Source organism: Dyella flagellata (assembly GCF_030160275.1).
Lineage (GTDB): Bacteria > Pseudomonadota > Gammaproteobacteria > Xanthomonadales > Rhodanobacteraceae > Dyella_B > Dyella_B flagellata.
Genome location: NZ_BSOA01000027.1, coordinates 1 through 24,249, shown reverse-complemented (window position 1 = coordinate 24,249; position 24,249 = coordinate 1). Strand labels below are relative to the sequence as shown.

Here is a 24,249-nt window from a genome sequence, read left to right as displayed (position 1 = left end):
AAGCTTGGGATCACTGAGCCGTATCTTCGGTGGCGTGAATAAAGGCATTCACGCTTTCGTACAGCGAGTGCCGGTTTTTTTCCAAGTGCATGACGTGGGTGCCATCGTCGATGCGCAGTCGCCACCTTAGTGGGCTGCTTGTGAACTTCCCAAGAAAGCGGGCGGCGCCGGCATCGTCCACGACTTGGTCGTAATTGCCGTACACAACAAATACGGGAACGGTCACGTTGCCGGCGTTGTAGGGATAGTGTCCAGCTGTAACGGTATCGATGTCGACGACCGGGCCATAAGGGATGCGCAATGCATCAGCCGGATCGCCTTGCACATGCGGCGCTGATGCCGCGAAGGCCGGCGCCCAGCTTTGATTCACAGTGTGTTCGAGCAGATATTTGCCTGGGGGAAGGATGTGCTTGAAGCGCAACTGTTCGAGACGTTGCTGCGCGGTAATCGTCCACCAGGCGGGGTGATCCGCATCGCCTTCGGGGTCGGTCTGCACGGGAACGATCGGGCCGAACAAGGTGAGGGAGGACAGTTCGTGCGGGTGTCTTGCGGCAAAGCTTGCGGCCGGCACCGTACCCCATGAATGCGCAACGATATGAACCGACGTCATGCCCTGTTGCTGGCGAAGTTCGTCGACCGCCAGGGCAATCTCGCTTGCCGCAGCCTGCGCATCGGTGGCTGGCGGCGCGCCATGGGCCGGGCCAGTCATGGCCGAAGACCGGCTGGATGCACCGAAACCGAGGAAATCCAGGCCACAGGCTAGGTAACCCTGGCGTGCCGTGTATTGGATCCAGGAATCGCCCGGGGCGAATTCGAAGCCGGAGGCCAGCATGGTCGGGAAGCTCGATCCATGAATGAACAATACGCTCTTGTGCGTGTTGTGGAGGGGCCGGGCGCAATGAAGCGCCAAACGTTGTGATGGCGCATCCGGGATTGCGATGAAGCGGGTGTCGACCGGAAAGCTTTGAACTGCCACGGAGGATGCCAACGCCAGCAGGAGTGAAGCGAGCATGCTTGATCCGGTATGGAGAAAGTGCGCTCAGGCTAGCGGGAGATCAATCACCGATGTTTCGGGCTGGAACAAAACATGCCAAAGGAGTGCCACACGGCAAGCGCTGGGATTATCATCCTGGCTCGCGCGCTGTCAGAATCCGGCGTATGCACGCTAAGCATTGATGAGTTGTGACACGATGACTGGCCACGCCACCGAACAGGCCATCGCCTTCGTCCGCGAACACGGCATCGTGCTCAGCGCGGCGCGTGGTCCCGTACCACGCATGGTCGAGGTCATTGCCGGCGAGCCGGTCATGGGCAGCTGGTGGGGGCATCCCAAGAGCCATCAGATCTTCAGATTGCTCCAGCAACTGGCCGAATCGCCGGACATTCTTGTTTGCCGCCTGGTTGATGGCAAAGTCACGTTCGTGCACCGGCGCTTATGGCCGGCGCTGGTCCGGCTGGCCGATCGCTTCGAGCCCGCACGGCTGGCACAGGTGCGGCAGGAGCACACTGCACAAGGGCATCATGAAGCGCATGAAGTGCCCTATCCGCAATGGGTGCCTGCGGACGTGTTCGAAGACGCCAGGCGGCTCAGCGTGGAACAAGCGTTGGCGTTGTTGGGGACGGTGCTGCCGCCATCGAAGGTGGGTGGTAAATCGTAGGCCAACGTCAATCGAGATGGAACTTCGAGGCCTGTTGTATCAGGAAAAATTCAATCGCCGCCGCGCGTGTAAATACCGGTGAAGCGGCCCTCCGCCAGCACATGTCCATGAATGGCATCGTACACTTGTTGTGCACTGGCGCCCGACGGCAACGCCGGCATGTCATCCAGTGCATATACGTGGAATACATAGTGATGTGTCGCGCCCGCCGGCGGGCAGGGGCCGCCATAGCCCATGCGGCCGAAGTTGTTGATGCCTTCGGCGGCGGCTTCCAGCCTTTGCGACGAGGTGGATGCGCCTTCGGGCAGTTCGCGCGTGCTGGCGGCAATGCCATAGGCCAGCCAATGCGCAAAGGCGACCGGCGCATCCGGATCATCCACGACGACCGCGAAGCTGCGGGTGCCGGTGGGTGGTGCGGGAAGGCGGATCTCAGGCGAAAGGTTGGCGCCGTCGCAAGTGAGTTTCGCCGGCATCTTGCCGCCATCCGTAAAACTGGCGCTACTGACCTGCAGATGGGGGCGCATTGGCCCTGCGCCGGCTATCGCGGCCTGTGTTAGCAGCAGCGCAAAGCTGTACACGATGCCGTATCGCATAACGTTCACCGTCCTGCATCCGCTAGGCTGAAGACGGCATCATCTTGCGCCGATTGTTTTTCGTTGTCAGCGGATTGCTCAGCTTGCGGTTGTCCCGCGTAGGCTGGGATTTCATCCCAGCCTACGAAAGTCCAAGAAATGCGCGTGCACGCTTGGAGCGTTGCAGGAAACCTTGTTCGATCAACACTACCAACAGCATGGACAGGCCAAACAACGGTAACAGCAAGCCCAGCAAAACAAGCAGGCCGATCAATACATGCCGATAGCCGCTGCCGGTTGCTGGCGGGGCTCCCAATACGCCTGCGGGACGGCGCCGCCACCACATCACGGTTGCGCTGCTACACAGCGTGATCAGGCCCAAAGCGGTGAACACGCCGAGCACCTGGTTGAGCGGCGCAAACAACACACCCTCATGGATTGCGATGCCGTAGCCGATGATGCGATCGAGTAATGGCTTCTGCATGAACGTCGTGCGTTGCAGAACTGCGCCGGTGTTCTCATCGAGTATTAGCTCACTGCGGCGCGGGCGATTGTCCGTATCGGAGCGCGCCGTCCAATGGGGTGTTTTTTGCGAAGGCGGCGCGATCAGTACGGGCGGCGCCAGCCGTTGCGCTGCAACCACGGGAGCCAGCCGATCGATCGGTGCATAGTCGACCGCCATGGACGGATCGTCCATGGCCATGCCCGGCATGTTCATGCCGGCGTGTTCGCTCGAAGAAGGCGTGTTCGCCAGCCTGATCTGCGCGCGTTCCGAGGCACTGCCGGTGGTCCAATCCGGTGGCGTGGTGTTTGCGACCAGCGCATGACGAAGCGAACGCAGCGTGCCGCCCCAAGTGGTGGTCCATGGCAGGCCGGACAGCAGCAGGAACAGCGCCAGCAGCGAAATCCACAAGCCGGTTACCGCATGCAGGTCGCGCCAGAACACACGGCTGCCATGCCGAAGCCGTGGATAAAGTACCCCGGCCAGTCGCGCGTTACGCGGCCACCACAAATACAGGCCGCTGAGCAGCATCAGGATGGTCCACGAGGCGGCCAGTTCCACCAGGATCGAGCCGCCACGGCCGAGCAGCAATTCGCCGTGCAGATAGAACACGACGCGCATGAATCGATCGTTTTCACCCACCACATTCAGTACCTGCAAGGTGGAAGGATCGACGAACACGCGAATCAGCTCGCTGCCACGCCCCAATAGCACGCGCGTGGCGGCTTCGGACGATTCGGGCAGCACATAGGCATTGAGCACGGAACCGGGCACCGCGTGCAACGCCGCTGCCACCTGCGCAGAGGGTGCTTGTGCAGGCAGATGCGTGACGTTTGCGTAATGCCGTTCCAGCCAGGGCTCCAGCTGTGGCTTGAACAGGTAGATCGTGCCGGTGATCGCCAACCACAGCACGAACGGTAGGCAGAACAATCCAGCATAGAAATGCCAGCGCCAGATCAGGCGGTGCGTGTCGCGCCGCCGACTGCGCGGTTCAGAGACGAAGCTTGAGGTTGGCGACATAGGTACGCTGCGGGAAGGGGTGATAGAGGAAATAGCGGCGGTCGTTGAGGTTGTCGATGCCAAACGAGGCCGCCAGCTGCTCGTTGATCTGATAGTTGATGTTGAGGTCGAACACCACGAAGGTATCGAAGGCGCCGAACACGTTGGACGTGTTGTCGGTGTTGTCCATGGTCGAGTACTGCTTGCCGCTGTAGCGGCCCGCCAAAGTGATTGCCCACGTGGGAGTGGGGCGATAGGTAGCAACAGCGGTGGCGCGCCAGCGCGGGACATAGGGCACGTGCTGGCCATCCGACGTGGTACCTGTGCCGCTGGCGAATGCGTTGTTGGAAAGGATGGTGGAGTCGACAAAGGTGACGCTGCCGGAAAGCTCCAACCCCCGGATCAACGTATTGTCGCGATCAGCCACCCATTCGATGCCGCGGTTGCGCACTGCGCCCACGTTCGTAACGAAAGTGACCGGTACGGCATAGTTGGGCAGGATCGAGGTCTGGCTGATCATGGCGTCGCGTGTGTTCTCCTGGAACAGCGACACGCGCACGAAGCCTGTGTCCAGCGCCCGCTCGACGGCCAGTTCACCGCTGAGGTCGCGCTCCGGTTTCAGGTCCGGGTTAGGCGAGCTGAACGTGGCACCGGTGGCGACCAGCTGGTACAGCTCGGAAACCGTAGGAAAGCGCACCGCCTTCGCCACCGAAGCGGTGACGCGCCAGCGCGGGGACGCCTCCCAGCGCAGCGTCGCCTTGGGTGAAAAGTCGGCCGCCCGTTCGCCCGGTTGGCGCAGCGCCGTCTTGCCGCTGAAATTGAAGCCGTCGCCAGCGTGCCATTTCTCATAGCGGCCACCGACGGTCGCCAGCCAATCAGGCGCGATCTGCCATGCGTCCTCAAGCCACAGCGCTTCGGTGGTGGTCTTGCCGCGGCCTGCGGCGTACAGGCCGGTCACACTGGATGGATCCTGCCATGCGGCGAGCTTGTAGGTGGGGTTGGCGAGCGTGTACTGATCGGCGTGTGCGCCGAAGGAAATCTCGTGCGCGCCAGCATTGCCCTGTGTTCTCCAGATGCCCTTCAAGTCGGCCGTGGACCAGTTGGTGCCGCCATAGCTTGCCAGCAAGCCGTTCGGTGTAAACGTCGCATTGCCACCCACGCCGGCTGGCGACCACTGCTTGTCCTTGATGTAGTCGTAGTGCGTGATGACTAGTTCGCCGTCGAAATCGCCCTTCGTATCCGTTTTGAGCGACAGCGCCTGCATCAGGTGATGGGCGCTGAGGAAATAATCGTTGCTGGCGAACGCCGAGGATTTGCCGTAGCTCGGCGCGCCTTGCGCATCGCTCAGGTAGGTTTGCACACGCGACTGGCCATGATTGCTCCAGAAACCTATCCAGTAGGCGGCCTGCAACCACGGCGTGAAGTCGTAGGCGAACTTGCCGTTGAGGTTGAGCTGGCGCGTATGCAGCAATCCCCCCGCACCGATCACGTTGGCGGCCTGGCCGACCTTGTTGCGCGCAGGAATGCTGCCGTTGGTGCCCGCGGGCGTGCCGGCGCTGGTGATGTAACTGAGCGGCTCACTGAAACTGTTGAGGCCGTCGGCACCCACGAACCACGAAAATTTGCCGTTGCGCCCGCCGGCGCTGACACTGGTTTTGCTGCTGCTGTAGTTGCCGTGTCTGCCGTAGAAACTATAGGTCTGGATCGCTTCTGTCTGCTGGATTGTAATTTCCGGCTTATCTGGCGTTCGCGTAACGATGCGCATCACGCCACCGATCGAATTGCCCGCATAGGCGGCGGAATAAGGGCCGTACAGCATGTCGACGTGGTCGATCTGCTCCGGTGACACCATGCCCCAGCGCGGCGCGCCATTGGTGTTGTTGTTGCCGATCAGGGCGGAGATCGGAATATCGTCCACGTATACCAGGGTGCGAGCACTCGAATTCAGGCCCCAGTTGCGAGTGGCGATCACCGCTTGCGTATCCCCCGCATTGCGCTTGCGGATGAAAATGCTGGGCAGGTATTTGGCCGTGTCCTCGCTGTCGATCGGATGGAGGGTGGCGTTGATGTCGGCGGCGGTCACGCGAACCTGGGTCGCCGGGAAATCAGGGGCTGCTGCGGGCGGCAGGTGGGTGGAGGCGGAGACCTTGACGGGGGTGAGCGTGGTTGGAGAGTTCGATTGGCGAGACGTGCTCGTCATCGTGGCAGCGTCCTGCGCCGTCGCTATGGAAGTCGCGAGCATGGCGAACGGCAACGCAGCCAGCGCGTGGGTGCGGTAGGTAAGTTGCATGTTGTTTGGATGGAATGCTTTGCCGTGGTGGAGACGGCGATCAAGAGGAATGATGCAGCCGGGAACGCGACTTGCCGTCGCTTCGGCTTGCGCCGTAGCGACGAACAAGAAGCGCGGCGAGACGCGCTCGCCGGTATGCATCGACGTTCAAGACAGCGGCAAGCGCCGCCCGATCAGCCGTTGGCGAGCAACGGCGGTCCGCGTGGACGGGCACTCAGCCACAATGCAGGCGGAACACCACGCGGCAGTGCCGTGCGCGGTGCAAACGAAGCGAGAGTCGCCGGCGGCAAGATCACCGGTGTACCGAATCCCGCTACCGGCGTATGCGAAAACAGCACGCAATACCCGCATCGCGCGGTGGGATCATCCGGGTGGCCCGGCATGCCATGGTGATGATGGTGTACGGTGCAGCCGTTATCCGCACCGGACGACATGCCTGCCATGGCCGCATCCATCGGCATGGCGCGGGAGACGACCGGCATCAGCACGATCAACGCCATGGCGGCCAAGGCCAGCCATGCTGCGAATCTGTGCTGGGTGGAGCGTTTCAACACGCCATGCATTCCTGATGCAAACCGAACAAGCCTAGCGTAGGCCGCTTGAGATGATGACAGCAAATGACAGAATCGTCATGTGGCAGGTGGCCGCGTTTGCATCCAGACGCGCCGTGCTCATGATGGCATCTGCTTTGATCCAGTGAGGGCGGTCCAGCCATGAAGATTCTGGTAGTGGGAGCGGGCGCGATCGGTGGCTATTTCGGCGGTCGGCTGCTGGAGACCGGTCAAGACGTCACTTTCCTGGTGCGCAAGGCGCGCGCGCAGGCGTTGGCGCAACATGGTTTGCAGATCCGCAGTCAGGCCGGAGATGCCAGCCTGATGGCCCCGCCGACCGTGCAAGCCGATGCGCTGCACGAAACGTTCGACCTGATCATGCTCAGCTGCAAGGCTTATCACTTGCCGCAGGCCTTGCAAGACATGGCGCCGGCAGTAGGCGAGCAGACGCTCATCCTGCCTTTGCTCAACGGCATGCAGCATCTGGATCGGCTCGATGCCCGATTCGGCGCCGGACGTGTGCTGGGCGGCCTATGCGTCATTCCCGCGACGCTGGATGCCGAAGGTGTCGTGCGCCATCTTGGTGCCTCGGCCGGGCTCAGTTTCGGCGAGCGCGATGGCGGCCGTTCCCCGCGGGTGGAACGCATTGCCCAGGCGATGGCGAACGCGCGCTTCGATTCGCGCCTGAGCAACACCATCCTGCAAGACATGTGGAACAAGTGGGTATTCCTGGCCGCTCTGGCTGGTATTACCTGCCTGATGCGAGCGCCGATCGGCGATATCGTCGCGGCGCCTGGAGGCGAGCGGGCGATACTCGATCTGCTTGAGGAATGCCGCCGCGTGGCTGAGGCGAATGGGTACGCACCAGGAGACGCCGCCATGCAACGCTCTCGAACGATGCTGACCGAAGCGGGGTCAACGCTGAGCGCCTCGATGCTACGCGATCTGGAGCAGGGCAGTCCGGTGGAGGCCGATCACGTGATCGGCGACCTGCTGGCGCGCGGCGAAGCGGCAGCACTGGAACTACCAAAGTTACGTTTGGCGTACACCCAGTTGATGGCGTACGAGGCGCGGCGGGGACAGTAACAACTAGAACACTATCAAACACTTGGAAGATGGAAGAATTTCGGAAGCGTCCATTGCCCGCGCCTGTGGCGTACTCCTCCCGTCCGTTCCGTTCATTCAATCTCAAGGAGGTATCCCGATGTGCACGAACATGTTGTTCCAAGCGCCGCTGGTCCCCGGCAAGCACGAACGCCTGCACGTGAGCGCGCGCGTTATGGAGCTGGCGGGCTTTGATGAAGCCGTCATCTACAAGATTCCGCGCAATCAGTCGTTTCCGCTAACCGGCGGCCACGAAACCGGGCTGCACAAGTGGATCAATCGTTACGGTTTCCTGGGTGTCGCCGCGCCGCGCCCGTTGTTCGAGAAAGTTTCGACTTTCGTGGACGGTATCAACGAAACGGGGCTATCGTGCGCAGCGCTATGGTTTGCGGGGGTCGAGTATCCGAAGCCGTCCGAGGAGGTTCCCAACCTTCGTGTAGCGGATTTCGTCGGATGGGTACTGGGCAACTTTGCCAAAGTCATCGACTTGGAAGACGCGCTTGCGCACCACGACAAGATCCATGTGTTTGGCCCTGCATTGGATGACCGGGGACTCCTGGATCTGGAACTGCATTTCATCGCGACCGACCATGCCGGCATGAGCGTGGTTGTCGAGTTTGCGCAGGGCCATATGAAAGTGTTCGGGCAGGCCCATGAGGTGTATGACAAATTACATCATCGAGGCCTGGGTGCCACGGTGGGGGGCGTCCTCACGAACACCCCGAGCTATGACTGGCAGCGAACCAATCTCGCCCAGTACAGCAACCTCACGCCGTTCGGCCCCGTTTTTGGCCCGGGGCATTCGGGGTCAACCTATCCGGCACCGGCGGCCGGGCTGGTCGGCTTGCCGGGCGACCCTACCTCGGCATCGCGTTTCGTGCGCGCCGCGGTCATGCAGTATGCGTATAGCAAACTGGCGAAAGACGGTGACCAATGGCTTCCTGCGCCGTGGTTGCATAAGAACGGCAAGTGGGTTGGATACAACTATGCGGAGCCGGTGCAGGCGCTGGTGAACATTGCATTGCAGGCCGTGCAGATCGTCATGGGTACGCCTTATGGCTATCTGTTGGCCAATCCGAAGTCATCCGAACCGGACGCGCATCCTGCCCTCGGGGAGTGGAGCAACTGGACGGTGGTACGTGACCATACCAATAAGACGCTGTACTACACGGATGCCTTCAACAGCCTTCTGCAGGCTGTCGACTTGGGCAAGCTCAATTTCGAGGAGTCCGCCAACAAGTTTGACTATCCTTCGATTCCGCTGTTCCCAAGAATGGTCCCGCACAAGTGGTATCACGATGTGACGGAGAGCTTGGCCTCCGATGCGCTTGCCTCGGTATGAAGCCCCTCCCTGAGGGGCTGGAAGAGAATACGACCAGCGTGCGCAGGTAAATATTTGCGCGGGGCGCCACTATGGCGCTCCGCTAGCCCGCGCCAGCATCCTGAACTTGCCCGATGCCTCGCCTGGGAGGCGTATATTTTCTCGAAGGGTCATAACAGCAGGCAGTTACCCATGTCTTCCAAAGTGTTTACAAGCAGCGACATTTGCGGAGCCTCCTTCGCGAACGAGCATTTGTCCGGCCAGGAATACGAATCGATCCGGTTCGAGGATTGCGTGTTTCGGCAATGCCATTTCACCGAAGCGCGGTTCCTGCGCTGCAAATTTCGCGAATGCCAGTTCATCGACTGCAACCTGAGCCTGCTGCGGGTACCGGAAAGCAGCTTCATGGATGTGCGCTTCGTGGACTGCAAAATGCTCGGCATCAACTGGACCAGTGCGAGCTGGCCCTCGGTAAAGATGGAGGGCGCGCTGTCGTTCGAGCGCTGCGCGCTCAATGACTGCTCTTTCTACGGCTTGTATCTGGCCGGCGTGAAGATGGTCGAATGCCGCATTCATGAAGCGAATTTCACCGAAGCCGATGGCCGGGAGATGGACTTCACGCAGAGCGATCTGCTCGGCAGTACGTTTCATCGCACCAAACTGGCCGGCGCCAATTTCACCGATGCGGTGAACTACAGCATCGACATCTTCCACAACGACATCAAGCGCGCGAAGTTCAGCTTGCCGGAAGCCGCTTCCCTGCTCAACAGCCTGGACATCGAGCTGTCCGAGTGAGCGTTCGCCGGTTTGTCCCCAACAGCTTGCCGTTCGTCCCTTGCGTATCGCCGTTGATCCCTGCGTGATGGTGTAATCACGCCAAGCGCTGTGAGAGTTACGCCATTCCATCCACGGGAGCGGGACACATGAACAGACGCGAGCTATTGAAGGCGGCCCTGGCAATACCCTTCCTGCCGGCCGTCATGACCGGCGCGATCGGCTCGGCCTGGGGCACGGGCAGCCGGTTCTACTCGCGGGTGCATCCCGGCCAAGCCGGCTGGCCTACGCCCAGCCAATGGGATGAGCTCAAGCAGGCCGTTGGCGGCCGCCTGCTCAAGCTGGAGTCGCCGTTCACGGCCTCCAAAACCGCTTGCGATGAAGCCTTGCAGCACATCAAGAACCCGTTCTACCTCGGCGATCAGCCAGCGCTCACCCAGACCAGTGGCTGGGCCGATGCCTGGCTGTCGCGAACCAGCCCCTACGCTGTCGCTGCGCAAAGCGCGCAGGACGTGGCCGCTGCCGTCCGCTTTGCCAGCAAGCATCGTCTGCGCCTGGTCGTCAAAGGTGGCGGGCACAGTTACCAGGGCACCTCCAACGCTGCCGATTCGCTGCTGATCTGGACGCGGCACATGACGGCCATCACCGTGCATGACGCCTTCGTAGGGCAGGGCTGCGAAGGCACACAGGCGCCGCAGCCGGCGGTGAGCGTGCAATCGGGCGCGATCTGGATCGACGCCTACGATGCCGTGACCACCCAGAACGGGCGCTACGTGCAAGGCGGCGGCTGCACCACGGTCGGCGTGGCTGGACTGATCCAGAGCGGTGGCTTCGGCAGCCTATCCAAGGCATTCGGCACCGCGGCATCGGGCTTGATCGAAGCCGAGGTCGTCACTGCCGACGGTGAAGTGCGCATCGCCAATGTATGCACCAACCCGGACCTGTTCTGGGGCATCAAGGGCGGTGGCGGGGGCAGTCTCGGCGTGGTGACGCGCCTTACCTTGCGCACGCACGCCTTGCCGGAATTTGCCGGCGCGGTGTTCGGGGAAATAAGGGCCGCGACCGACGACGCCTATCGCGCCTTGATCGCCAAGGCCATCCGCTTCTATCAGCACGATCTGTTCAACCCGCACTGGGGTGAACAGATGCACTTTCGCGGCAACAATGCCTTGGTCATCTCCATGGTGTTCCAAGGCTTGAACCAGCAGCAGGCGCAGGCGATATGGCAGCCATTCCTGGATTGGGTGCGTGCAAGCAAGGACTACAGCTTGGTAAAACCGGTGCAAGCGTTGGCGCTGCCAGCGCGGCACATGTGGGATGCGGAGTATTTCCGGCAGCACGTGCCGGGCGCGATGATTGCGGACGATCGCGACGGTGCGCCACGCAACCACGTGTTGTGGTCGGGAGACCAGGGCCAGGTGGGCTGGTTCATCCATGGCTTCAAGTCGGCATGGCTGCCGGCTTCGCTGCTTGATGAAGACCGGCAATCGCAATTGGTGGACGCCATATTCGCGTGCACGCGCCAATGGGATGTCGGGTTCCATTTCAACAAAGGACTGGCCGGTGCACCGCCTGAGGCGATTGCTGCTGCGCGTGATACGGCTACGAATCCGCAGGTTGTCGACGCGTTTGCGCTGGCAATCATCGCCGGTAGCGGAGACCCGGTGTATCCAGGTATGCCGGGTGCGAACCAGGATCTGTCCAATGCCCGCAGGGAGTCCGCCGCCATCGACCGTGCGATGGATGCCTTGTTGAAAGTCGCGCCGAATGCAGGAGCCTATGTTTCGGAAAGCGACTATTTCCAGCGCGACTGGCAACAGGCGTTCTGGGGGACGAACTACCCGCGGCTTGCAGCGGTGAAGCGCAGGTACGATCCGCAAGGTTTGTTCTTCGTGCACCACGGTGTGGGAAGCGAAGCGTGGAGTGCGGACGGATTTACGCGCAAGGCGTAAGCGTGTGCGGATGAATCATCGACTTCACGTTTTCATCACGTAGCACTACCCAGCAAACCCCTGTCAACAATCCTTCATTTGCCCCGATTACCGTGCCCCGGCTTGTGCGCAGTCCGTTTCCTTCCCACACGCCGGAGATCACGATGACCACAACCTTTCGCTTTCGTCGTACCCCCATCGCCGCCACGCTCGCCATTGCCGCGCTGGTGGCTGGTGCGGCCGCCTACGCCAACCATGCACGGCACGGGCACGAGTTTCATTTCTGGCCAGGCAACCTGGTGGTAAGCCGCGCCGTGTACGACAACAACGCCGGCAATGTGAAAGTGGGGGAGGTGCTACCGCCCCATTGCCCCGCTGCCAGCGGGTCGTGCGGCGCTGCCGGCGGTGCTCCCTACGATGGCACTTATCCCTATGTATGGAACAATGATCTCTATGACGGCAGTTTTGGTATCACCGCCCGTATCTTCCTGGACCAGATCACGCCCAATGGCTGGTTGATCGATACACTGGAAGTGCCCAACGATAGGCATCCGTCGTCGCCCGAAGGGCAGCTGGTTACCAGCTTCAGTTCCAAATCCGAGCTTGGCCTGCATCTTTCGCTGGACGGCCGTTACCTCGGTTTCATGGGTTATGTTGCGCCGATTGACGCCATCGACGCTTCCAACTCCAATACCCCGCTCGCGATCGACGGCACCAACCCCGACGGGCAGCAGTTCTATCGTGCCGTAGCGCTGGTGGATCGCCACGGGCGTTTCCGCTTTACCCAGACCAATGCCTATAGCGGCAACAACGGCCGTGCGGTGATCTATAACAATCTCAATGGCGCGAACGTGTTCTACGCCGTGGGCAATGCCGGCAATGGTGCGAACCCGCAGCCGGACGGCGTGATCCTGGGGGCCGGTGCGCAGTACATCGTGCCGTCGCCGTTGCCCGAATTGTTGCAGAACCCGGTGACGCCAGCGCCGCTGGCCAGTTTCTCGGTCACGGCGCTCGGTGCGAAGGCCGACAAGATCGGCAAGGACGACAATTTCCGTGGCATCACCGTGTTCAACCACGTGGTGTATGTCACCAAGGGCAGTGGCGGCAATGGCGTAAACACCGTCTATTTCATCGACACTACCGGCCGGGCATGTCCCAACGGCGTGGGTATTCCAGTAGCAGGGGCGCCGCTGCCGGCTTCAGCTCTTTCGTATAAGCCGTCCGTGCTTCAGAGCAGCGGCCTGCCGACCAACATGTGCGTGCTGGCCGGGTTCCCCGCCACGCCGAACAAGACGGCCAAGACCCTGACGTATCCATTCGCCATGTGGTTTGCTGATGCGAACACCTTGTACGTAGCGGATGAAGGTGACGGCTACACGGGCGGAGCGGATCTGTATACACATGCGGCAGCACAATCCACGGCGGGTTTGCAGAAGTGGGTTTTCAACGCCGCTACGCAATCCTGGACGCTGGCCTATACGCTCCAGGCAGGCTTGCATCTGGGGCAGCCTTACACGGTTAGCGGCTACCCCACCGGCACCAATGCCGCCACCGGATTGCCCTGGTCGCCGGCCACCGATGGCCTGCGCCAGATCGCCGGGCGCGTCGACGAGGATGGCAAGGTCACCATCTGGGCAGTCACCTCCACCATTAGCGGCAACGGCGATACCGGTGCCGATCCGGACAAGCTGGTGGCCATTCGTGATGAGCTGTCGAACACCACCGCGGCGGGCGCGGCCGACGAACGGTTCGTGACTTTGCGTTCCGCCAAGTTCGCGGAAGTGCTGCGCGGGGTGTCCTTCACGCCGGACACGGATAGCCATCAGTCCGGCTGGCATTGATGAAAGGCGTGCAGGCATGACCAGATGGCATGCCTGCACAGCTTGAAGAACGGCGTTTGAAATGACGCTCGAACAATGGCCTCGATCAGGTAGTTAACCCCCCCCAGGAAGGGGGTGGCTCCGCTAGGAAGACGGACAGTCGCAACGGTTAAGGAAGGCGCCCAGTATGTTGGAGCTGGGCGCCGACCCGGTGCCCGGTACGGCCCTATCGCGGCCGAGACGAACCCGTAACCTAAGTGGAGACTCACACATGTACGCACATTTCGAACGCACCGGCTCGCTGACCGAGCTATCCAGCTACCCGCATTGGGCGCAAGACCTGGTCACCGCCTGCGAAGCGACCAAGCTGACTGTCGTCAAGCACGAGCTGTGGACACTGATGCGCGAGAACCGACTGGATGCCACCGGCACGCGTGATTTCATGGTAGGCGTGTGGCCCGTGATCGAGCGTTTTCCGGCCTATATGGCGCAAAACCTGCTGAAAACCCGCTATGGCCGTAGCCACGGCGAAAACATGGCTCGACGCTGGCTGGTACGTAACATCCGAGTGGAGCAGAATCACGCCGAATACTGGCTCAATTGGGCCGAGGGAACAGGGGTGCCCCAAAACGAGGTGCTGGACGGAACCACCCCCTATGGTACCGACGCGCTGTCCAACTGGTGCGAGGAGGTCAGTCGCAGCGCCCCGCTCGCGGCTGGCATGCTGGCCACCAACTATGCGGTGGAAGGCGCGACCGGGGAATGGTCACAATGGGTCTACGACAGTGCCGCCTATACGGAAAGCTTCCCCAAGGCCACCCGCGCGGGGACACTGCGTTGGCTACAGCTTCACGCGGCGTATGATGATACTCATCCATGGGAGGCGCTGGAAATCGTCTGTACCCTGATGGGCAACGCTCCACGCGGGGATGAGGTCGCGTATCTGCAGGAGTGCGTCAAACGTAGCTACGTAAGCATGAGGATCACCCTGGATCGGTGTCTGGACGTGCGTCGTGACCCGTGGGCGGCCAGCGAGGCAGCCGCTTAAGTACTGGCATCGATGGGGCGATACACATCAGGTCGGCAGTTTTTTGACTGTGGATGACAGGCTCTAAGATAGGGGCAAGATGCGTACCACCCACAATGCTAAGCAACGACCGCTGTCACGGCGTCTTATGCCTCTGGCGTGGGGCTTGGCGGCGGTCGTTGGCTTGGTTTTGTGCCTGACCTGGGGTGCGCTCCAGGTCCAGGTGACATTGGCCGGCTTCTTGAACGGCGAAAGCCTGTGGTCGAAGGCGCAAAAGCAGGCGGTGATCGAACTGGCCGCCTACGCCCGCAACGGCGACCCGGTCCGCCTGCAAAGTTTTCGCGGCAACTACGAAGTCATACGCACCGACCGCTGGGCACGCGATGCCATTGCTGCGGGCCATTACGACCGGCAGGCGGTCTACGCGGCGTTCCGGCGCGGCGGGGTAATTCCCGCGGCGATTCCAGGCATGGTCTTCATCATCGATCACTTCGCGGCGCTGCCCTATGTCGGGCCGGCGCTGAAAGACTGGCGCTCGGTCGACGGCGCGCTGGAGGAATTGAACGCCATTGCCGGGCAATTGCAGCAAAGCTACGCGCAGGGCATCCCCTCGGTCGAGGAGATCAACCGGCAACGCGCGCGGATCGATGCGCTGAACGCCTTCATCCAGCCGCGCAGCGACGATTTCTCGCTACAGATCGCCTTGGGCGCGGCGTGGCTTGGCCGGGTGCTGTTCATCAGCGTGCTGGTGATGGCCATGCTCGCGTCCATGCTATGGATGCGCATGGCCCAGCGTATCCTGGCCGGCATTCGCGGTACCGAGGAGCGCTACCGGCAGCTGTTCGACAGCGCCGCCGACGCCATCGTGATGGTGGACGAAGTGCATGGCCGCATCCTGGGGGCCAATCGCACCGCCGGCGCGTGGACCGGGCGCGAGCCGCGCGAGCTGGCGGGCATGCATTTCCATGAGCTGTTCGTGGAAGGCAGCATGCGTTCGGCCGGCTCCTCCACCATCGGCCTGCTGCGCGCCATCAATGGCTTGATCCGTAGCGTCGAAACCCATAGCAGCCTGACCACCTGGGGCGCCCAGCCGGTGCGCCAGGCGATCATGCGCGACGTATCCGATCGCATCGCGATGGAGCAGGAGCGCCGCATCGCCGCCGAGGCGCTGGCCAGCGTGGCCGAGGGTGTGATCATCGCCGATGCCGATCGGCGCGTGACCACCGTCAACTCCGCACACACGCGCATTACTGGCTACACGCTGCCTTACCTGCAGCATCACCGTTTCGACGAGCTGCGCCGCATGCCCGACGGTTCACCGCTGCCGGCATCCATCTGGGACATGGTGGCCGAAGGCGGCAACTGGGTGGGCGAGGTGCAGAGCTGGCGGTCGGACGGTTCGTCCTATCCGGAATTGCTCAGCATCAGCGCCATCCGCAATGGCGAGGGCCGTGTGCAGCACTATGTGGCGGTGATTACCGACATCACGCGCAGCAAGGCCGATCGCCAGCGCCTTGAATACATGGTGGCGCACGACGCGCTGACCGGCCTGGCCAACCGCAGCGAATTCCAGCGCCATTGCGCCCAGGCGATCGAGGCGGCGGCGCGAGTCAACGGCGCGGCCGCCGTGCTGTTCGTGGACCTCGACGCCTTCAAGGCGGTCAACGACAGTTACAGCCATGCCATCGGCGATCGCTTGCTGGTGAAAGTGGCGCAGCGCATACGCCGCGAATTGGGCGAGAACGATGTGGCCAGCCGTATCGGCGGCGACGAATTCACGGTCATGCTCGGCGGCCTGCGAACGCGCGAACAGGCCGCGCACTTTGCCAGCCGCCTGCTGCAAAGCCTGTCGGAGCCGATGCTGATCGGCGATTACGAAATCGTGATGAGCGCGAGCATCGGCATCGCCGGTTATCCGCTGGATGGCAGCGATCCGGTCACGCTGATCGCCAACGCCGATGCCGCGATGTACGCCGCCAAGACGCAGGAGCGCAATACCTTCCGTTTCTACACGCCGCTGATGCACGCCGATGCGCGCATGCGCCTGATGCTCGGCGCCGATCTGCGCCAGGCGTTGATCCGCGACGAATTCCACCTGGTGTTCCAGCCCAGCGTAGAGCTGCGCACCGGCCGCATCGTGGCGGCCGAAGCATTGATCCGCTGGCGCCATCCCGAGCGCGGCGAACTGATGCCGGATGAATTCATCCCGCTGGCCGAAAGCCTTGGCCTGATCCGGCGGCTCGATGCCTGGACCATGCGCGCCGTGTGCAACCAGATCCACCTGTGGGACCAAGCCAAGTTGCCCCCAATCCGCGTGGCGCTCAATGCTTCGGCCGCAACGTTTGGGCATCCGGGTTTTCTGGACAGCGTAAAGCAGGCGCTGCAGGCCAGCGGCATCTCGCCCAAGCGGCTGTTATTTGAAATCACCGAAAGCGCGATCCTGCGCCTGGGCGAAGCCACCGAGCAGACCATGCATGCCCTGCACGCGCTTGGCATCGGCATTGCCATCGACGATTTCGGTACGGGCTATTCCTCGCTGGCGTACCTGAAGCTTTCCGGCATCGATTACCTGAAGATCGACCGCTCCTTCGTCACCGACCTGCCGGACAGCGCCAACGACGTGGCGATCGTCGAAGCCATGCTCGCCATCGCCAAGAGCCTGGGGATGTGCACGATCGCCGAAGGCATCGAGAACGTCGCGCAGCACGAATTCCTGCTGCATGCCGGGTGCACGGAGGGGCAGGGGTATTACTACTCGCGCGGCCTGCCGCCGCAGGAGATCGAGCGGATGATGTCGCCCAATCCGAGGCATGAGCCATCGCGCTTGCGCTTGGTGCCGCCAAAGTAGGTTGGGGTGCAAACCCTAAGGTATCCCCACGTTTTTCCTTTACCTGCATACGTGCCCCAAATGCCGTCATTCCCGCGAAAGCGGGAATCCATTTTCAGGATGCATCAAAGCAAGATGGATTCCCGCTTTCGCGGGAATGACGGCCCGTTTCTTTGGATGTCAGCGGGCTAAAACGCAGCTGCCTGATTTTTACGGGATCCAAGAGCAAAAAACGTGAGGATACCTCAGGGTGCAAACCCCAACATTGCCATATCTATTTTTGCGCTACGGCCGGTGCGGTTGGGTTTTGCACCCCAGCCTACAGCCTCACATCCACCACCGTCTGCTCGTCCTGGTACATCCCCGGGTACGCCTGCTTCAAATGCACCACCTTCGGCGCATCGTTGATCACGATGTAGGCGTTGTCGGGATGTTTGCGCGCATAGTCCTGATGATAATCCTCGGCCGGATAGAAGCCGGTCAACGGCTGTAGCAAGGTCACGATGCTGTCGTCGAACACTTTTGCCGCATTGAGTTGCGCGATATAGGCCTCGGCGACTTTTTGCTGCTCGGCGTTCGCATAAAAGATTTCCGAGCGATATTGCGTGCCCGCATCCGGTCCCTGGCGATTGAGCGTGGTCGGATCGTGAGCCACCGCGAAGTAGATCTTCAACAGCTGCCCATAACTGATCACCGCCGGGTCGAAAGCGATCTTCACCGATTCGGCGTGGCCGGTGTTGCCATCGCTGACCATGTCGTACTGGGCGGTATTGGCATTGCCGCCGCTGTAGCCTGCCCACACCCGCCGCACGCCACGCACGTGTTCGAACACCGACTGCATGCCCCAGAAGCAGCCGCCCGCGAGCACGGCGGTTTCCGTGCTGTGTGAAGCCGCCTTCGGCTCATCCTGGGCAGGATCGGGGAAAGGGGCGTTACTGGCGGTGGCGGTGCAGGCGGCCAGGCCGAGCAAGGCGGGAAGGGCGGCCAAACGACGGGCTAGCATGGCGAGTCTCCGGAAGGATCTTCACTGCTATTCGCCAGCATACGCTCGGTGGTTACACCTTGGGCTACACCGCTATGACGCGTATTTCCACATCTTCCAGCTGCACCACCTGTCCCGCATGGATCTTGCACGTCTTGCGCAACTCCTGCTGCCCATCCACGTATACGGCGCCGCTGGCAACGATCTGCTTGCCTTGCCCGCCGCTGTCGCACAAGCCGGTCAGCTTGAGCAGCTGGTTGAGTTCGACGTAGTCGCGATCGAGTTCGAATTCAATACGTTGGATCATGAGCGGTGCGAGGGCAAGGCCATTGGATGTTCGGGCAGGCTGAGGAAGGCAAAGAACGGGCGCTGCTGATCGATCGCGAAGCGGGCCGACTCGTGCAGGATCGCCAGCAGCGTGTCGAAATCCTTGGCCGCCGCCTGGCGCAGATCGTTGGCATGGTCGAGCAGCAGGGCGTGGCCGGTGCCATGCAGCCAGCCGAGATCGCGCAGGCTGTCCAGCAGGGCGTCCCAATTCTGGCCGAAGCCGCTGGGCACACTCAACGACGCGGCAAGGCGGCGCAACAGTTCGCCCTTGTCGTGACAGCCAGCCAGGTCGGCGCGGCATACGTGCAGCCGGCCTTGCTCGGCGGCGGCCACCAGTGCGTCGAAGTCGGCGGCTTCGACGAAATACACGCCGCCATCGTTCGCCTGGGTCAGGTCGAGGGCGCCTTGCGCGCTCATCGGTTCACCTGGAACGGCTTGAAGCTGCGGTAATGATCGTCGGTGTAATAGAACACCGTGGGCGGCGTACCGCCGGTAATGATGCGCCGGGTACCACGGTTGCGCGCACCCGGCGTCGGCACCGTGTACTCGTGGTAATAGCCGCGCGGTTGCTGTGGCAGCAAGCCTTCGTAATTGCCGAACACCACGCCGTCCTGCGCATAGGCAAACGGACCGCCTTGCAGGATCGCGGTCAGCGTCACGCAGGCTTCCGCCGGCATGAAGCCTGGCAGATCGGTCTTCGCGGCCGGACAGTTGTAATGCCCCACGGCCGGCAGCACGACGTTGCCGTGCGCTTCCATGCTGGCCGGCGGTGGGGTATGCCGGTTCCAGAACACGATCGCGCCGATCAACGCGGCGAGCAGTACCAGGGGGATGAAACGAGACAGGGACACCGCGGACTCCTGTTGGCGATGCGGGCAGTGTAGTGCGTTGCGCGATTACATGCCTGCCTGCGGCAGTGACTTTAAGGACATGCGGCAGTCCATGCCGGGGGCTATACAGCGCCTTCCCCATTCCACAGGAAAGACACGCCATGATCCGCAAGCCTTTGAGCCGGATGGTCGCGGTCGGTTTGTTCAGTGCAGCTTGTTCTTCGTTTGCGGCAGATGTTTCCGTGCAGCAGCCGCAGGTATTCGCACCGGGAGTGATTTCGGGGCCCGCCGGCGAAGCATGTCCTGCGTTTACGCCGGACGGGAACACCGTCTATTTCGATGTCGGTTCCATGATCCTGGTTTCGCATCGCGAACACGATGTTTGGACCAAGCCCGAGATCGCATCCTTCTCCGGACAATGGGGCGATCACGATCCGGCGATGGCGCCGGACGGTTCCTACCTGGTGTTCGTTTCCAATCGACCGGTTGCGGGTGCCGGCAAGCCCACTCCTGGCTTTGGTCATCTATGGCGGGTGGATCGCAAGGGTGACGGCTGGGGTACGCCGGTGCACCTGCCTGAGACAGTCAATGCCAGCGATCGCACCTATGCGCCGAGCATCGCTGCGGACGGTAGCTTGTATTACATCCATCCCGACGAGCAGGGCGTAATGCATGTCTACGCTTCGGCGTTTGTGCATGGCACTTATCAAGCTTCCACGCGAGTAGCGGTGGGCGATCCCGCGGCCGCCACGCACGACCCGGCCATCGCGCCGGATCAATCCTTCATGGTGTTCAACATGAGCGACGCGGCCAAGAAGGGTGACATGGGCGATTTCTACATCGCGTTTCGCCAGGGCGATCATTGGGGCAAGGCAATCGATCTGGGCGAGGCGATCAACGGCAAGCCGGGCAGGTGGAGCCAATGGGGTGCGCACATCGGCCCCGATCATCGCACTCTTTACTACACCAGCGACCGGCAGACGCGGCTAAGCTTTCCGCTTACGCACGAGCAGGCCAAAGCCGCGCTGGAGCGCATGGAGAGCTGGGACAATGGCGGGGACAACATCTGGTATGTGTCGTTAGGGCCTTGGCTGGACGCACCTCGCGCGCGCTAGGCACGGGTAAACCTCATCTTGCCAAAAGCTGTGCCGTATGGCGTCGGGATGGCACCCCAACCAACGGCACAGCGTGCGGATGCTTGTCGGCAAGCTAGACTGCCGGCTTTGCCGTCCACGGAGTCGCCATGACTTTTCAGCCGCTGACCCTGCGAGTCGCCGGATGCTGTGCCTTGCTGGTTTTGACCGCCGCCGCGCCGGCCTGGTGTTCGCCGCCTGTGCCGGTGGCGGACAACAAGCAAGCAGTGGCGCAGCCGGCCTTGCCGCCGATGCTGCAGGATTTCGGCGCCTACGTGGACGATGCGCGCAAGATTTTCAACGTGCCGGGCATCGCCGTGGCGATCGTCAAGGACGGCAAGGTGGTGCTGGAGCAAGGCTATGGCTTGCGTGAAGCCGGCAAGCCGGAAAAGGTGGACGCGCACACCCTGTTCGCGATTGCTTCCAACACCAAGGCCTTCACCGCCGCCGCGCTGCAGATGCTGGCCGAGCAGAAGAAGCTGGACATGGACGGCCGGGTGACCGATTACCTGCCGTGGTTCCAGATGTCCGACCCCTACGTGACGCACGACATGCGCGTGCGCGACCTGCTTGCGCACCGCAGCGGTCTTAGCCTGGGCGCGGGTGACCTGCTGTACTGGCCGCCCACCGGCTACAGCACCAAGCAAGTGGTGGAGCGCCTGGCCAAGGTGCCGATCGCCAATGGTTTTCGCAGCCACTATGCGTACGACAATATTCTGTTTGCAGTCGCCACGCTGGTGATCGAAAACGTCTCCGGTCAGAGCTATGCCGATTTCATCCGCGAGCATATTTTCAAGCCGGTGGGCATGGACGAATCGCTGGTCGACATGACCTATCTGAAGCCGGGCATGGATGTCGCCACGGGGCATGCGCTGTACGACTTCAAGGATCTCAAGCCGGTGCCGCCGATGGCCTGGACCAACAACCCGGGTGCCGGCGGCATCTATGCCAGCGTGCACGATCTGGCCAAATGGATGACCGTTCAACTCGACGGCGGCGCATTGCCCGGTGTCGGTAGCGATGGCAAACCGCGTCACCTGTTCTCGCCGGACAGCCAGAGCCAGATGTGGACCATGCTTACGCCGATCCCGGTGCGCAAGCCGCCGATTCCGGCCTTGCAGCCGCTGGTGCCGAATTTCTCCGGCTACGGCGAAGGCTGGTTTCTCAGTGACTACCATGGCGAAAAACTGGTATGGCACACCGGCGGTTGGCCCGGCATGGTGTCGCGCGTCACCCTGGTGCCCGGCTTGAAGCTGGGCGTGGTGGTGCTGACCAATCAGGAATCCGGTGCAGCGTTCAACGCCGTGACCTATCGCGTGCTGGATGCTTACCTCAATCAAGTCGGCAAGACCGATTGGGTGGCGGTCTACGATAAAGCCGTGAAGCACTCGCAAGGCGACGCGGACGATAGCTGGAAGAAGCATGAGGCCGCGCGCGACAAGAAGGGCAAGCCTTCGCTGCCGCTGTCACGTTATGCGGGCACCTACCGCGATCCATGGTATGGCGACATCGTCATTGCTAACGATGGCGGCAAGCTGCGCCTGCGCTTCAGCAAGACGAAGCAGTTGGTGGGCAGCATGACGCCGTGGCAGCACGACAGCTTCATTGTGCGCTGGGACGACCGCTCCTTGAATGCGGACGCCTTCGTGGACTTTGCCCTGGATGCGGATGGCCACGTGCGCGAAGTGCGCATGGCGCCGATATCGCCGCTGACGGATTTCAGTTTCGATTTTCAGGATTTGCGGTTGACGCCGGTGAAGCCGGAATAAAAGTCTGGGCTGGGATGGCTTTTCCCAGCCTCGGGAAGCGGCATACAGAGCTGGGAAAAGCCATCCCAGCCGACCTAGGGGAAATCCATGCGTTCACGTTTACTCTTGTTAGGCGCGCTGCTTGGCGCCGGTCTGACAACAGCCGTCCATACCTACGCACGTCAGGAAAGCCCGGCTGTCTCCACCCATCGCTTCTTCCACGTCCAGCTGGGCGATAAGCAAACCCAACCTGTGTCCGGCCGCCTGCTGCTGTTCGTGGAACCGGCTGCTGCAGCCAAGGCCGAGTCGCAAGACGGCAAAATCACGCAAGTCGACGCCGATCCGCTCCATCCGACGCAAACGTCGATTGCCGCGCAGGAAGTCGACCGGCTAGTGCCCGGGCAGACGGTCGACATCGACGTGGATGCGCAAACCTATCCGGAGGCCTGGTCGAAGCTTCCTGCCGGCGATTACGTGGTGCAAGCCGTGCTGGATGTGCACCACAACTACAACTATCTGGGACGCGATGCCGGCGATCTGGTGAGCGACGTCGTTCCCGTGCATTGGCCGGACGCCGGCACTGCGCCGATCAAGTTGGATGCAACAGTGCCCGCGCGAGATCCTTGGGCGTTGCCCGATTCAGTGCCCGCGCCATTGCGCAATGCAGCCAAGGCGGTGCACGAGCAAGCGCAGCCGATCGATTTCGTCAGTCCGTCGCTGTCGCAGTTCTGGGGACGCGACATCCATATGTACGGCTATGTGTTGTTGCCACCGGGCTACAATGCTGCGTCCGGCAAGCGTTTTCCCACCGTGTATTTCACGCACGGCTTTACCTCCAACAAGGACCGCATGCTGCGCTTCATGGCGTACATGCAGGCGGGCATGAGCAGCGGCCAGATGCCGCCGATGATCTGGGTGTTTCTGGACCAATCCAGCGCCACCGGCACGCACGAGTTCGCCGACTCGGTAAACAACGGTCCGTGGGGGCAGGCGCTGACCGCCGAACTGATTCCCTACCTGGAATCGAAGTACCACATGGATGGCAACGCCAACGGTCGCTTCCTCAATGGCCATTCTTCCGGCGGCTGGGCCACGCTGTGGTTGCAGACGCGTTATCCGAAGATTTTCGGTGGTACCTGGTCTACTTCGCCGGATCCGAGCGACTTCCACGACTTCACCGGTCCAGACCTGTATGCGCCGCAGGCGAACGTGTACCACAAGCCGGACGGCACGCCATGGCCGTTGGTACGCGACAAGGGCAAGGTGCTGGGCACGTTCCAGCAGTTTGCGCAGATGGAACGCGTGCTGGGTCCGTACGGCGGGCAGATGGCCTCGTTCGATTGGGTGTTCTCGCCGCGTGGCAAGGACGGCCGGCCTGAGCCCATGTTCGATCGCGATACCGGTGATGTCGATCCTGCGGTCGTGGCCTACTGGCACGATCACTACGACATCGCCTATCGCCTCAAAAGCAACTGGCCGGTGTTGAAGCCCGATCTCGACGGCAAGATCCATCTCTACGTCGGAACGGCCGATACCTTTTATCTGGATGGGGCGGCGCATCGGTTGAAAGCGGTGCTGGACGGCCTGGGCGCGCATGCCGAGTTCCGTTTCATTCCCGACCGCACGCATTTCGATCTGTATCAGGTCGGGGACGATCGCTTCGGCTTGTTCAAGGACATCAGCTGGGCGATGTATGCGGTTGCCCGTCCGCAAGCGGCGCCGAAACCGAAGCTAAATTAGGGATGCTCTGATCTATTCCACGTACCCGTCACCGCACTGTATGCGCGCCTCGCAGCGACCCAGTGGCGCAGGCAGACTGGCCGTCTGTCTAGACGCTGGGTCGCTGCGAGGCG

At 61.9% G+C, this 24,249-nt stretch carries 20 protein-coding genes; 11 read left to right on the top strand and 9 right to left on the bottom strand.

Going from position 1 to position 24,249, the window contains the following annotated elements:
• Positions 1–10 precede the first annotated feature (10 nt).
• Positions 11–1,012: an alpha/beta hydrolase gene (locus QQJ96_RS12870; protein WP_284332403.1), complete on the bottom strand. Its 1,002-nt coding sequence runs from the start codon at positions 1,010–1,012 to the stop codon at positions 11–13.
• 178 nt (positions 1,013–1,190) lie between these two features.
• Between QQJ96_RS12870 and QQJ96_RS12865 the strand changes: the two genes are divergently transcribed.
• Positions 1,191–1,658 carry a hypothetical protein gene (locus QQJ96_RS12865; RefSeq protein ID WP_284332402.1) on the top strand — a complete coding sequence of 156 codons (468 nt, stop codon included), beginning with the start codon at positions 1,191–1,193 and terminating at the stop codon, positions 1,656–1,658.
• 50 nt (positions 1,659–1,708) lie between these two features.
• Here QQJ96_RS12865 and QQJ96_RS12860 read toward each other — a convergent pair whose 3' ends face one another.
• From QQJ96_RS12860 to QQJ96_RS12845, 4 genes are all read right to left on the bottom strand, one after another.
• Entirely contained in the window at positions 1,709–2,251 is a 543-nt protein-coding gene (locus QQJ96_RS12860; RefSeq protein ID WP_284332448.1) for a YbhB/YbcL family Raf kinase inhibitor-like protein, read from the bottom strand.
• Positions 2,252–2,372: 121 nt separating this feature from the next.
• Positions 2,373–3,752: a PepSY-associated TM helix domain-containing protein gene (locus QQJ96_RS12855; RefSeq protein ID WP_284332401.1), complete on the bottom strand. Its 1,380-nt coding sequence runs from the start codon at positions 3,750–3,752 to the stop codon at positions 2,373–2,375.
• Positions 3,724–6,162: a TonB-dependent receptor gene (locus QQJ96_RS12850; protein ID WP_284332400.1), complete on the bottom strand. Its 2,439-nt coding sequence runs from the start codon at positions 6,160–6,162 to the stop codon at positions 3,724–3,726. The genes QQJ96_RS12855 and QQJ96_RS12850 overlap by 29 nt, the downstream gene beginning before the upstream one ends.
• A gap of 32 nt (positions 6,163–6,194) precedes the next feature.
• The gene (locus QQJ96_RS12845) at positions 6,195–6,575 is read right to left on the bottom strand and encodes a DUF2946 family protein (RefSeq protein ID WP_284332399.1); all 381 of its coding nucleotides are present in this window, start codon (positions 6,573–6,575) and stop codon (positions 6,195–6,197) included.
• 159 nt (positions 6,576–6,734) lie between these two features.
• Here QQJ96_RS12845 and panE point away from each other — a divergent pair, with 159 nt between their 5' ends.
• The 7 genes from panE to QQJ96_RS12810 all read left to right on the top strand — a co-directional run bounded on the left by panE (position 6,735) and on the right by QQJ96_RS12810 (position 17,397).
• Positions 6,735–7,658, top strand: a complete 924-nt coding sequence (gene panE, locus QQJ96_RS12840; protein ID WP_284332398.1) for a 2-dehydropantoate 2-reductase — start codon at positions 6,735–6,737, stop codon at positions 7,656–7,658.
• A gap of 118 nt (positions 7,659–7,776) precedes the next feature.
• The gene (locus QQJ96_RS12835) at positions 7,777–9,018 is read left to right on the top strand and encodes a linear amide C-N hydrolase (protein ID WP_284332397.1); all 1,242 of its coding nucleotides are present in this window, start codon (positions 7,777–7,779) and stop codon (positions 9,016–9,018) included.
• A gap of 171 nt (positions 9,019–9,189) precedes the next feature.
• Complete coding sequence (locus QQJ96_RS12830) at positions 9,190–9,792, top strand: pentapeptide repeat-containing protein (RefSeq protein WP_284332396.1); 603 nt, start codon at positions 9,190–9,192, stop codon at positions 9,790–9,792.
• A 128-nt stretch (positions 9,793–9,920) separates the two neighbouring features.
• Positions 9,921–11,723, top strand: coding sequence for an FAD-binding oxidoreductase (locus QQJ96_RS12825; RefSeq protein WP_284332395.1), 1,803 nt, complete (start codon positions 9,921–9,923; stop codon positions 11,721–11,723).
• Between the two features lie 143 nt (positions 11,724–11,866).
• Positions 11,867–13,543 carry a hypothetical protein gene (locus QQJ96_RS12820; RefSeq protein WP_284332394.1) on the top strand — a complete coding sequence of 559 codons (1,677 nt, stop codon included), beginning with the start codon at positions 11,867–11,869 and terminating at the stop codon, positions 13,541–13,543.
• Between the two features lie 250 nt (positions 13,544–13,793).
• A complete protein-coding gene (locus QQJ96_RS12815; RefSeq protein ID WP_284332393.1) occupies positions 13,794–14,570 on the top strand; it encodes an iron-containing redox enzyme family protein in 777 nt (258 codons plus the stop codon).
• Positions 14,571–14,697: 127 nt separating this feature from the next.
• Positions 14,698–17,397, top strand: a complete 2,700-nt coding sequence (locus QQJ96_RS12810) for a putative bifunctional diguanylate cyclase/phosphodiesterase (protein ID WP_284332392.1) — start codon at positions 14,698–14,700, stop codon at positions 17,395–17,397.
• A gap of 298 nt (positions 17,398–17,695) precedes the next feature.
• On the opposite strand, the gene msrA is transcribed toward QQJ96_RS12810, so the two are convergent.
• From msrA to QQJ96_RS12790, 4 genes are all read right to left on the bottom strand, one after another.
• Positions 17,696–18,379: a peptide-methionine (S)-S-oxide reductase MsrA gene (gene msrA / locus QQJ96_RS12805; protein ID WP_284332391.1), complete on the bottom strand. Its 684-nt coding sequence runs from the start codon at positions 18,377–18,379 to the stop codon at positions 17,696–17,698.
• A 64-nt stretch (positions 18,380–18,443) separates the two neighbouring features.
• The gene (locus tag QQJ96_RS12800; protein WP_284332447.1) at positions 18,444–18,662 is read right to left on the bottom strand and encodes an RNA-binding S4 domain-containing protein; all 219 of its coding nucleotides are present in this window, start codon (positions 18,660–18,662) and stop codon (positions 18,444–18,446) included.
• Positions 18,662–19,102, bottom strand: a complete 441-nt coding sequence (locus QQJ96_RS12795; protein WP_284332390.1) for a barstar family protein — start codon at positions 19,100–19,102, stop codon at positions 18,662–18,664. The genes QQJ96_RS12800 and QQJ96_RS12795 overlap by 1 nt, the downstream gene beginning before the upstream one ends.
• Positions 19,099–19,530 (bottom strand): guanyl-specific ribonuclease, encoded by a 432-nt coding sequence (locus QQJ96_RS12790; RefSeq protein ID WP_284332446.1) that lies wholly within the window; start codon positions 19,528–19,530, stop codon positions 19,099–19,101. Before QQJ96_RS12790 ends, QQJ96_RS12795 begins: the two co-directional genes overlap by 4 nt.
• A gap of 146 nt (positions 19,531–19,676) precedes the next feature.
• On the opposite strand from QQJ96_RS12790, the gene QQJ96_RS12785 reads away from it, so the two are divergent.
• The 3 genes from QQJ96_RS12785 to QQJ96_RS12775 all read left to right on the top strand — a co-directional run bounded on the left by QQJ96_RS12785 (position 19,677) and on the right by QQJ96_RS12775 (position 24,136).
• Positions 19,677–20,630, top strand: a complete 954-nt coding sequence (locus QQJ96_RS12785) for a TolB family protein (protein ID WP_284332389.1) — start codon at positions 19,677–19,679, stop codon at positions 20,628–20,630.
• Positions 20,631–20,758: 128 nt separating this feature from the next.
• A complete protein-coding gene (locus tag QQJ96_RS12780) occupies positions 20,759–22,417 on the top strand; it encodes a serine hydrolase (RefSeq protein WP_284332388.1) in 1,659 nt (552 codons plus the stop codon).
• 87 nt (positions 22,418–22,504) lie between these two features.
• Positions 22,505–24,136, top strand: a complete 1,632-nt coding sequence (locus QQJ96_RS12775; RefSeq protein ID WP_284332387.1) for an alpha/beta hydrolase — start codon at positions 22,505–22,507, stop codon at positions 24,134–24,136.
• Positions 24,137–24,249: the final 113 nt, after the last annotated feature.

Coding starts and splice junctions, on each gene's coding strand:
- QQJ96_RS12870 (WP_284332403.1), bottom strand. CDS start 1,012: ATGCTCGCTTCACTCCTGCTGGCGTTGGCATCCTCCGTGGCAGTTCAA.
- QQJ96_RS12865 (WP_284332402.1), top strand. CDS start 1,191: ATGACTGGCCACGCCACCGAACAGGCCATCGCCTTCGTCCGCGAACAC.
- QQJ96_RS12860 (WP_284332448.1), bottom strand. CDS start 2,251: ATGCGATACGGCATCGTGTACAGCTTTGCGCTGCTGCTAACACAGGCC.
- QQJ96_RS12855 (WP_284332401.1), bottom strand. CDS start 3,752: ATGTCGCCAACCTCAAGCTTCGTCTCTGAACCGCGCAGTCGGCGGCGC.
- QQJ96_RS12850 (WP_284332400.1), bottom strand. CDS start 6,162: ATGCATACCGGCGAGCGCGTCTCGCCGCGCTTCTTGTTCGTCGCTACG.
- panE (WP_284332398.1), top strand. CDS start 6,735: ATGAAGATTCTGGTAGTGGGAGCGGGCGCGATCGGTGGCTATTTCGGC.
- QQJ96_RS12835 (WP_284332397.1), top strand. CDS start 7,777: ATGTGCACGAACATGTTGTTCCAAGCGCCGCTGGTCCCCGGCAAGCAC.
- QQJ96_RS12830 (WP_284332396.1), top strand. CDS start 9,190: ATGTCTTCCAAAGTGTTTACAAGCAGCGACATTTGCGGAGCCTCCTTC.
- QQJ96_RS12825 (WP_284332395.1), top strand. CDS start 9,921: ATGAACAGACGCGAGCTATTGAAGGCGGCCCTGGCAATACCCTTCCTG.
- QQJ96_RS12820 (WP_284332394.1), top strand. CDS start 11,867: ATGACCACAACCTTTCGCTTTCGTCGTACCCCCATCGCCGCCACGCTC.
- QQJ96_RS12815 (WP_284332393.1), top strand. CDS start 13,794: ATGTACGCACATTTCGAACGCACCGGCTCGCTGACCGAGCTATCCAGC.
- QQJ96_RS12810 (WP_284332392.1), top strand. CDS start 14,698: ATGCCTCTGGCGTGGGGCTTGGCGGCGGTCGTTGGCTTGGTTTTGTGC.
- msrA (WP_284332391.1), bottom strand. CDS start 18,379: ATGCTAGCCCGTCGTTTGGCCGCCCTTCCCGCCTTGCTCGGCCTGGCC.
- QQJ96_RS12795 (WP_284332390.1), bottom strand. CDS start 19,102: ATGAGCGCGCAAGGCGCCCTCGACCTGACCCAGGCGAACGATGGCGGC.
- QQJ96_RS12785 (WP_284332389.1), top strand. CDS start 19,677: ATGATCCGCAAGCCTTTGAGCCGGATGGTCGCGGTCGGTTTGTTCAGT.
- QQJ96_RS12780 (WP_284332388.1), top strand. CDS start 20,759: ATGACTTTTCAGCCGCTGACCCTGCGAGTCGCCGGATGCTGTGCCTTG.
- QQJ96_RS12775 (WP_284332387.1), top strand. CDS start 22,505: ATGCGTTCACGTTTACTCTTGTTAGGCGCGCTGCTTGGCGCCGGTCTG.